Origin of the sequence: Delftia sp. WSY_12, assembly GCF_043104645.1 — a bacterium.
GTDB classification, from domain to species: Bacteria; Pseudomonadota; Gammaproteobacteria; order Burkholderiales; family Burkholderiaceae_C; genus Comamonas; species Comamonas tsuruhatensis.
The window spans coordinates 85266-93255 of record NZ_JBICKW010000008.1 but is presented as its reverse complement, the minus strand read 5'-3'; the positions used below and the strand labels follow the sequence as shown (position 1 = coordinate 93255).

At 61.3% G+C, this 7990-nt stretch carries 7 protein-coding genes and 1 tRNA gene; all 8 read left to right on the top strand.

Annotation, left to right across the window (positions count from 1 at the left end; translation table 11 throughout):
* Positions 1-24 precede the first annotated feature (24 nt).
* The 8 genes from ACF8LI_RS04190 (at position 25) to rpoB (ending at position 7981) form a co-directional block, all read left to right on the top strand.
* Positions 25-100: transfer RNA gene (locus tag ACF8LI_RS04190), tRNA-Trp, on the top strand.
* 86 nt (positions 101-186) lie between these two features.
* Positions 187-570, top strand: coding sequence for a preprotein translocase subunit SecE (secE, locus tag ACF8LI_RS04185; RefSeq protein ID WP_012202436.1), 384 nt, complete (start codon positions 187-189; stop codon positions 568-570).
* A complete protein-coding gene (nusG, locus tag ACF8LI_RS04180; RefSeq protein ID WP_016450388.1) occupies positions 570-1154 on the top strand; it encodes a transcription termination/antitermination protein NusG in 585 nt (194 codons plus the stop codon). Before secE ends, nusG begins: the two co-directional genes overlap by 1 nt.
* Before the next feature lie 140 nt (positions 1155-1294).
* Complete coding sequence (gene rplK / locus ACF8LI_RS04175; protein ID WP_012202438.1) at positions 1295-1726, top strand: 50S ribosomal protein L11; 432 nt, start codon at positions 1295-1297, stop codon at positions 1724-1726.
* Positions 1727-2422, top strand: coding sequence for a 50S ribosomal protein L1 (gene rplA, locus ACF8LI_RS04170; RefSeq protein ID WP_016450389.1), 696 nt, complete (start codon positions 1727-1729; stop codon positions 2420-2422). It begins immediately after the preceding gene.
* Between the two features lie 226 nt (positions 2423-2648).
* On the top strand, positions 2649-3176 hold the full coding sequence (gene rplJ, locus ACF8LI_RS04165) for a 50S ribosomal protein L10 (RefSeq protein WP_016450390.1): 528 nt from the start codon (positions 2649-2651) through the stop codon (positions 3174-3176).
* Positions 3177-3213: 37 nt separating this feature from the next.
* Positions 3214-3591: a 50S ribosomal protein L7/L12 gene (gene rplL / locus ACF8LI_RS04160; RefSeq protein WP_012202441.1), complete on the top strand. Its 378-nt coding sequence runs from the start codon at positions 3214-3216 to the stop codon at positions 3589-3591.
* Positions 3592-3868: 277 nt separating this feature from the next.
* Entirely contained in the window at positions 3869-7981 is a 4113-nt protein-coding gene (gene rpoB, locus ACF8LI_RS04155) for a DNA-directed RNA polymerase subunit beta (protein WP_016450391.1), read from the top strand.
* Positions 7982-7990: the final 9 nt, after the last annotated feature.

Below are 7990 nucleotides of genomic sequence, written 5' to 3'. Positions count from 1 at the left end.
AAGATCATTGCCTAATTGATTCGTAGGGGTATAGCTCAATTGGCAGAGCGTCGGTCTCCAAAACCGAAGGTTGTAGGTTCGATTCCTACTGCCCCTGCCACCTGATGGTGGAATCGCAACGAGCCCGCCCCAAAGCGGGCTTCGGTGTCTTGGCGTTGCGCAAAAAATGCGCATTAGAAATGGATTATGGCCACTACTCAGGTTGAAACGGTCAGCTCCGGAGCTGACAAAGCCAAGCTTGCCGCAGTCGCGGCTTTAGTCGTTGCTGCGATCGCAGGTTTCTATCTGCTGAGCAAGCAAGGTCCCATCGTTCAGTGGCTGGTGCTGCTGGTCGGTCTGGCTGCGGCTGCTGGCACGTTCCTTGTTTCCGAGCCCGGAAAGCGTTTCGTCAGCTTTGCGCAGGATGCCTGGCGCGAAGTCAAGAAGGTCGTCTGGCCGACGCGCAAGGAGACCATGCAGATGACCTTGTACGTCTTCGGCTTTGTGGTCATCATGGCCTTGTTCCTGTGGTTCACGGACAAGACGCTGGAGTGGGTCCTGTATGACCTGATTTTGGGCTGGAGGAAGTAATGGATGCTGTCGAAACAGGTGTGAACGACGGAGGGGCAACGCCTGCCAATCCGGATCTGCGCTGGTACATCGTCCATGCCTACTCCGGCATGGAAAAGGCCGTGGAGCGCAACATCATCGAGCGCATCGCGCGTTCGGACATGCAGTCCAAGTTCGGCCGCATCCTGGTTCCCACCGAGGAAGTGGTGGAGATGAAGAACGGCCAGCGCCGTACCACCGAACGCCGCTTGTTCCCTGGCTACGTGTTCGTCGAGATGGTCATGGACGACGACACCTGGCACCTGGTCAAGCACACCAGCAAGGTGACGGGTTTCGTGGGTGGTGCCAAGAACCGCCCCGCACCGATCTCCGAAGAGGAAGTGCGCAAGATCGTCAGCCAGATGCAGGAAGGCACGGACAAGCCGCGCCACAAGATCGAATTCATGCCCGGCGAACTGGTGCGTGTCAAGGAAGGCCCGTTCACGGACTTCAATGGCTCGGTCGAAGAGGTCAACTACGAAAAGAGCCGCCTGCGCGTCTCGGTGATGATCTTCGGCCGCTCCACGCCGGTCGAGCTTGAATTTGCCCAGGTTGAAAAAACCTGAGTTACCGCTTACAATCTCTGGCTCTGCATTTTTAGGCTCGGTGCAGGGCGTGTCAGCAAGAGTCTTTTAACCCCCGGGGAGCTGCCGGCTGCAACTATTGTTGGTTGGGCCGGCGGCGCTATACCCGCAAGGAGCATTCAATGGCGAAGAAAATCGTCGGCTTCATCAAGCTGCAAGTGCCAGCTGGTAAGGCCAATCCCTCTCCTCCGATCGGTCCTGCGCTGGGTCAGCGCGGCCTCAACATCATGGAATTCTGCAAGGCGTTCAACGCCCAGACCCAAGGTGTCGAGCCCGGCCTGCCCCTGCCCGTGGTCATCACGGCCTTTGCCGACAAGAGCTTCACCTTCATCATCAAGACGCCTCCGGCGACTGTGCTGATCAAGAAGGCCATCAAGCTGGACAAGGGCTCCTCCAACCCCCTGAAGAACAAGGTCGGCAAGATCACCCGCGCTCAGCTGGAAGAGATCGCCAACACCAAGCTGAAGGACATGAACGCTGCTGACGTCGACGCCGCCGTGCGTACGCTGGCTGGTTCGGCCCGTTCGATGGGCGTGATTGTGGAGGGCGTGTAAATGGCCAAGTTGACCAAGAAGCAAAAGGCTCTCCAGGGCAAGGTGGAGTCCACCAAGCTGTACGCTTTCGCCGACGCCGTGGCGCTGGTGAAGGAAGCCGCCACCGCCAAGTTCGATGAATCCATCGACGTGGCCGTGCAACTGGGCGTGGACGCCAAGAAGTCTGACCAAGTGGTTCGTGGCGCCGTCGTGCTGCCCCACGGCACTGGCAAGACCGCCCGCGTGGCCGTGTTCGCCCAAGGCGCCAAGGCTGAAGAAGCCAAGGCTGCTGGCGCCGACGTGGTCGGCATGGACGACCTGGCTGCCCGCGTGAAGGCTGGCGACATGCCCTTCGACGTGGTCATCGCTGCCCCCGACGCCATGCGCGTCGTCGGTACGCTGGGTCAGATCCTGGGCCCGCGCGGCCTGATGCCCAACCCCAAGGTGGGTACGGTGACTCCCGATGTGGCCACGGCCGTGAAGAACGCCAAGGCTGGTCAGGTGCAATACCGTGTCGACAAGGCCGGCATCATCCACGCCACCATCGGCCGCCGCTCGTTCGACAACGAGAAGCTGCAAGGCAACCTGGCTGCGCTGATCGACGCCCTGAACAAGTCCAAGCCCGCCTCGAGCAAGGGCCTGTACCTGCGCAAGGTGGCTGTTTCGTCGACCATGGGTGTGGGCGTTCGCGTCGACACGCAAACCATCTCGGCCTGATAGCCAAGAAATCTTGAGGCGGCTTGCGGGCTGCCTCAGTGGTGGGCCGGCGCAGCGATGCGCCGGGTCATCCAAGACCGTTGGTGTGCCTTGCGGCACTTAAACCTCAGGGGCCAACGCAGATGGCGATCCCGCTGCAGATGGATGCATTTCCAAAACAGTTGGTCGCTGCAACAAGAGCGCGCATGAGGGGCCTGCCCCGAGTGTGCATTTGAAGGAGTAGACCTTGAGTCTTAATCGCAGTGAGAAAGAAGCGGTCATCAATGAAGTGACCAGCCTCGCCGCAAAAGCTCAAACGCTTGTGATCGCGGAATACCGCGGCATCACGGTCGCCGACATGACCAAACTGCGCGTTGACGCCCGCAGCAAGGGTGTGAGCCTGAGCGTGTTGAAGAACACGCTGGCCCGCCGTGCTGTGGCTGGCAGCCAGTTCGACGTTGTCGCCGACCAGATGACCGGCCCTCTGATCTATGGCTTCTCTGAAGACGCAGTGGCTGCCGCCAAGGTGGTGGCCGACTTCGCGAAAACCAACGACAAGCTGGTGATCCGCGGTGGTGCGTTTGCAGGCAAGGCCCTGGACGTGAACGGTGTGAAGCAACTGGCGAACATCCCCTCGAAGGAAGTTCTGCTGGCACAACTGTGTGGCTTGCTGATGTCGCCTATCTCGCGTACGGCCGTTGTGCTGGGCGCCCTGGCGGCAAAGAAGAGCGAAGGCTCTGCCGAAGAACCGGCAGCCGAAGCAGTCGCAGCCTGAGCGCGCGGCAGTTAACCAATATTGTTAGGAAATCAAAATGGCATTCGATAAAGACGCATTTCTGACCGCGCTCGACGGCATGACGGTCCTGGAACTCAATGACCTGGTGAAGGCCATTGAAGAGAAGTTCGGCGTGAGCGCTGCCGCCATGGCCGCTCCCGCTGCTGGTGGCGCTGCTGGCGGCGCTGCTGCTGCAGAAGAAAAGACCGAGTTCAACGTTGTGCTGACCGAAGCCGGCGCGAACAAGGTTTCCGTCATCAAGGCCGTGCGTGAAATCACCGGCCTGGGTCTGAAGGAAGCCAAGGACCTGGTCGACGGCGCTCCCAAGAACGTCAAGGAAGGCGTTGCCAAGGCTGACGCTGAAGCCGCTGTGAAGAAGCTGGTGGAAGCCGGTGCCAAGGCTGAACTGAAGTAATTCAGTCCCCTCAAGGGCTGGAGGCTCCGAAAAAGGGCCTCCAGCCTTTGGCGCTTGTGGAGAGCGTATCCATAGAGCACACTAGAAAGCGGTCTGGGGCAGCCTGTTTTCTAGTGTCTTCTGACAACCCGACAGCAGAAGATGCCTTGGTTCGGGCGATGTGCAACGCATCGCCGTCAGCCATGGTTGGTAGTGGCCAACCGCCAAGCCCGCAGGGAGCTTTCCATGTGGGGCAGTCGTCGCAGACCCAGGACTCATGTCTTTGCCCGGAGATCTCATGGCCTATTCTTACACCGAACGCAAGCGAATCCGCAAAAGCTTCGGGAGCCGCGACAGCGTGCTCGAAGTGCCTTACCTGCTGCAGATGCAAAAAGATGCATATACCGCATTCTTGCAGGCAGATGTAGCCCCCAAAAAACGCACCATCGAAGGCCTGCAAGCGGCCTTCAACTCTGCCTTCCCCATCGTCTCCCACAACGGTTTTGTGGAGATGAAGTTCGTCGAGTACAACCTCGCCAAGCCTGCTTTCGATGTGCGCGAGTGCCAGACTCGTGGTCTGACCTTCGCCTCTGCCGTGCGCGCCAAGGTTCAGCTGATCATCTATGACCGTGAGTCTTCGACCTCGCAGTCCAAGGTGGTCAAGGAAGTCAAGGAGCAAGAGGTCTACATGGGCGAAGTGCCCCTGATGACCGACAAGGGCTCGTTCATCATCAACGGTACCGAGCGCGTCATCGTCTCGCAGCTGCACCGCTCGCCTGGCGTGTTCTTCGAACACGACAAGGGCAAGACCCACAGCTCGGGCAAGCTGCTGTTCTCGGCACGCATCATTCCTTACCGCGGCTCGTGGCTGGACTTCGAGTTCGACCCCAAGGACCTGCTGTTCTTCCGCGTCGACCGTCGTCGCAAGATGCCCGTGTCCATTCTGCTGAAGGCCATCGGTCTGACGCCGGAATCGATCCTGGCCAATTTCTTCGTCAACGACAACTTCCGCCTCATGGATTCGGGCGCGCAGATGGAGTTCGTCCCCGAGCGCCTGCGCGGCGAGGTCGCGCGCTTCGACATCACCGACAAGTCGGGCAAGGTCGTGGTCGCCAAGGACAAGCGCGTCACTGCTCGCCACACGCGTGAGCTGGAGCAGTCGGGCACCAAGTTCATCAGCGTCCCCGAAGATTTCCTGATCGGCCGCGTGGTCGCCAAGAACATCGTCGATCCGGACACTGGCGAGATCATTGCCAAGGCCAACGAAGAGCTGACCGAGTCCCTGCTCAAGAAGCTGCGCAGCGCCGGCATCCAGGATCTGCAGTGCATCTACACGAACGAGCTGGACCAGGGCGCCTACATTTCGCAGACCCTGCGCACCGACGAAACCGTCGATGAGTTCGCTGCGCGCGTGGCCATCTACCGCATGATGCGCCCCGGCGAGCCGCCGACCGAGGACGCCGTGCAGGCCCTGTTCCAGCGCCTGTTCTACAACCCCGACACCTACGATCTTTCGCGCGTGGGCCGGATGAAGTTCAATGCCAAGGTCGGCCGCGATGGCGCCACCGGCCCCATGGTGCTGTCCAACGAGGACATCCTGGCCGTGGTCAAGATCCTGGTGGATCTGCGCAACGGCAAGGGCGAGGTCGATGACATCGACCACCTGGGCAACCGCCGCGTGCGTTGCGTGGGCGAACTGGCCGAGAACCAGTACCGCACGGGCCTGGCACGTATCGAGAAGGCCGTGAAGGAGCGTCTGGGTCAGGCCGAGCAAGAGCCGCTGATGCCCCATGACCTGATCAACAGCAAGCCGATTTCGGCCGCCCTGAAGGAATTCTTCGGTGCGTCGCAGCTGTCGCAGTTCATGGACCAGACCAATCCTCTGGCCGAAATCACGCACAAGCGTCGCGTCTCGGCCCTGGGCCCGGGCGGTCTGACGCGCGAGCGCGCAGGCTTCGAAGTGCGCGACGTGCACGTGACCCACTACGGCCGCGTCTGCCCTATCGAAACGCCTGAAGGCCCGAACATCGGCCTGATCAATTCGCTGGCCCTGTACGCCCGCCTGAACGAGTACGGCTTCATCGAGACGCCTTACCGTCGCGTGGCCGACGGCAAGGTCACGATGGAGATCGACTACCTGTCGGCCATCGAGGAAGGCAAGTACATCATCGCCCAGGCCAATGCCGAGCTGGATGCCGAAGGCCGCCTGATCGGCGACCTGGTGTCGGCGCGCGAAAAGGGTGATTCGACCCTGGTGTCGGCCGAGCGCGTTCAGTACATGGACGTGTCGCCCGCACAGATCGTGTCGGTGGCTGCCTCGCTGATTCCGTTCCTTGAGCACGATGACGCGAACCGCGCATTGATGGGCGCCAACATGTCGCGTCAGGCCGTGCCTGTGCTGCGTCCCGAAAAGCCCATGGTGGGCACGGGCATCGAGCGCGTGGCGGCAGTGGACTCCGGCACCGTGGTGACGGCAACCCGCGGCGGTATCGTGGACTATGTCGATGCAACGCGCATCGTGGTCCGCGTGAACGATGCGGAAGCCGTGGCCGGCGAAGTCGGCGTGGACATCTACAACCTCATCAAGTACCAGCGTTCCAACCAGAACACCAACATCCACCAGCGTCCCATCGTCAAGCGTGGCGACAAGCTGGCCAAGGGTGACGTGGTGGCCGACGGCGCATCGACCGACCTGGGCGAAATCGCCATCGGTCAGAACATGCTGATCGCCTTCATGCCCTGGAACGGCTACAACTTCGAGGATTCGATCCTGATCAACGAGCGCGTGGTGGCCGAAGACCGCTACACCTCGATCCATATCGAAGAACTCGTAGTGATGGCCCGCGACACCAAGCTCGGTGCCGAGGAAATCACGCGCGACATCCCGAACCTGTCCGAGCAGCAGCTCAACCGCCTGGACGAGTCCGGCATCATCTACGTGGGTGCGGAAGTGCAGCCCGGCGATGTGCTGGTCGGCAAGGTCACGCCCAAGGGCGAGACCACGCTGACGCCTGAAGAGAAGCTGCTGCGCGCCATCTTCGGCGAGAAGGCTTCCGACGTGAAGGACACCTCGCTGCGCGTGGACCAGGGCTCGCAAGGCACCGTGATCGACGTGCAGGTCTTCACCCGTGAAGGCATCCAGCGCGACAAGCGTGCCCAGCAGATCATCGACGATGAACTCAAGCGCTACCGCCTGGACCTGAACGACCAGCTGCGCATCGTCGAGGCCGACGCCTTCGACCGTATCGAGAAGCTGCTCAATGGCCGCGTGGCCAACGGCGGCCCGCAAAAGCTGGCCAAGGGCGCCAAGATCGACAAGGCCTACCTGGACGGCGTGGAGAAGTTCCACTGGTTCGACATCCGTCCTGCAGAGGACGAGGTCGCCACCCAGCTCGAGTCCATCAAGAACTCGCTGGAGCAGACGCGCCACAGCTTCGACCTGGCTTTCGAAGAAAAGCGCAAGAAGCTCACCCAGGGCGACGAGCTGCCCGCTGGCGTGCTCAAGATGGTCAAGGTCTACCTGGCCGTCAAGCGCCGCCTGCAGCCCGGCGACAAGATGGCCGGCCGCCACGGCAACAAGGGCGTGGTCTCCAAGATCGTTCCGGTCGAGGACATGCCCTACATGGCCGACGGCTCCACTGCCGACATCGTGCTGAACCCGCTGGGCGTGCCTTCGCGCATGAACATCGGCCAGGTGCTGGAAGTGCATCTGGGCTGGGCCGGCAAGGGCCTGGGCCAGCGCATCGGCGACATGCTGCAGCAGGAAGCCCGTGCCGCCGAAATCCGTGCCTTCATGGAAGAGATCTACAACTCGCGCGGCCGCAAGGAAGACCTGGCCCAGCTCGATGACAACGAGATCGTGTCCATGGCGCAGGCGCTGACCACGGGCGTGCCGTTTGCCACGCCGGTGTTCGACGGCGCTTCCGAGCAGGAAATCCAGGACATGCTGCATCTGGCATATCCGGAAGAGCTGAAGGAGCGCAAGGGCCTGACCGAAAGCCGCACGCAGGCCTACCTGTATGACGGCCGCACCGGTGACCGCTTCGAGCGTCCGACCACCATCGGCTACATGCACTACCTGAAGCTGCACCACTTGGTCGACGACAAGATGCACGCCCGCTCCACGGGTCCGTACTCTCTGGTGACGCAGCAGCCCCTGGGCGGCAAGGCCCAGTTCGGCGGCCAGCGTTTCGGGGAAATGGAAGTGTGGGCGCTGGAAGCCTACGGCGCCGCCTATGTGCTGCAGGAAATGCTGACCGTGAAGTCCGACGACGTGGTGGGCCGTACCAAGGTGTACGAATCCATCGTCAAGGGCGAGCACGCCATCGAGGCAGGCATGCCCGAGTCGTTCAACGTGCTGGTCAAGGAAATCCGCTCCCTGGGCCTCGACATCGAGCTTGAGCGTTCTTAAATATTGAAA

Excerpts from the sequence above, each read along its gene's own strand:
- secE (WP_012202436.1), top strand. The coding sequence starts at position 187 with ATGGCCACTACTCAGGTTGAAACGGTCAGCTCCGGAGCTGACAAAGCC.
- nusG (WP_016450388.1), top strand. The coding sequence starts at position 570 with ATGGATGCTGTCGAAACAGGTGTGAACGACGGAGGGGCAACGCCTGCC.
- rplK (WP_012202438.1), top strand. The coding sequence starts at position 1,295 with ATGGCGAAGAAAATCGTCGGCTTCATCAAGCTGCAAGTGCCAGCTGGT.
- rplA (WP_016450389.1), top strand. The coding sequence starts at position 1,727 with ATGGCCAAGTTGACCAAGAAGCAAAAGGCTCTCCAGGGCAAGGTGGAG.
- rplL (WP_012202441.1), top strand. The coding sequence starts at position 3,214 with ATGGCATTCGATAAAGACGCATTTCTGACCGCGCTCGACGGCATGACG.
- rpoB (WP_016450391.1), top strand. The coding sequence starts at position 3,869 with ATGGCCTATTCTTACACCGAACGCAAGCGAATCCGCAAAAGCTTCGGG.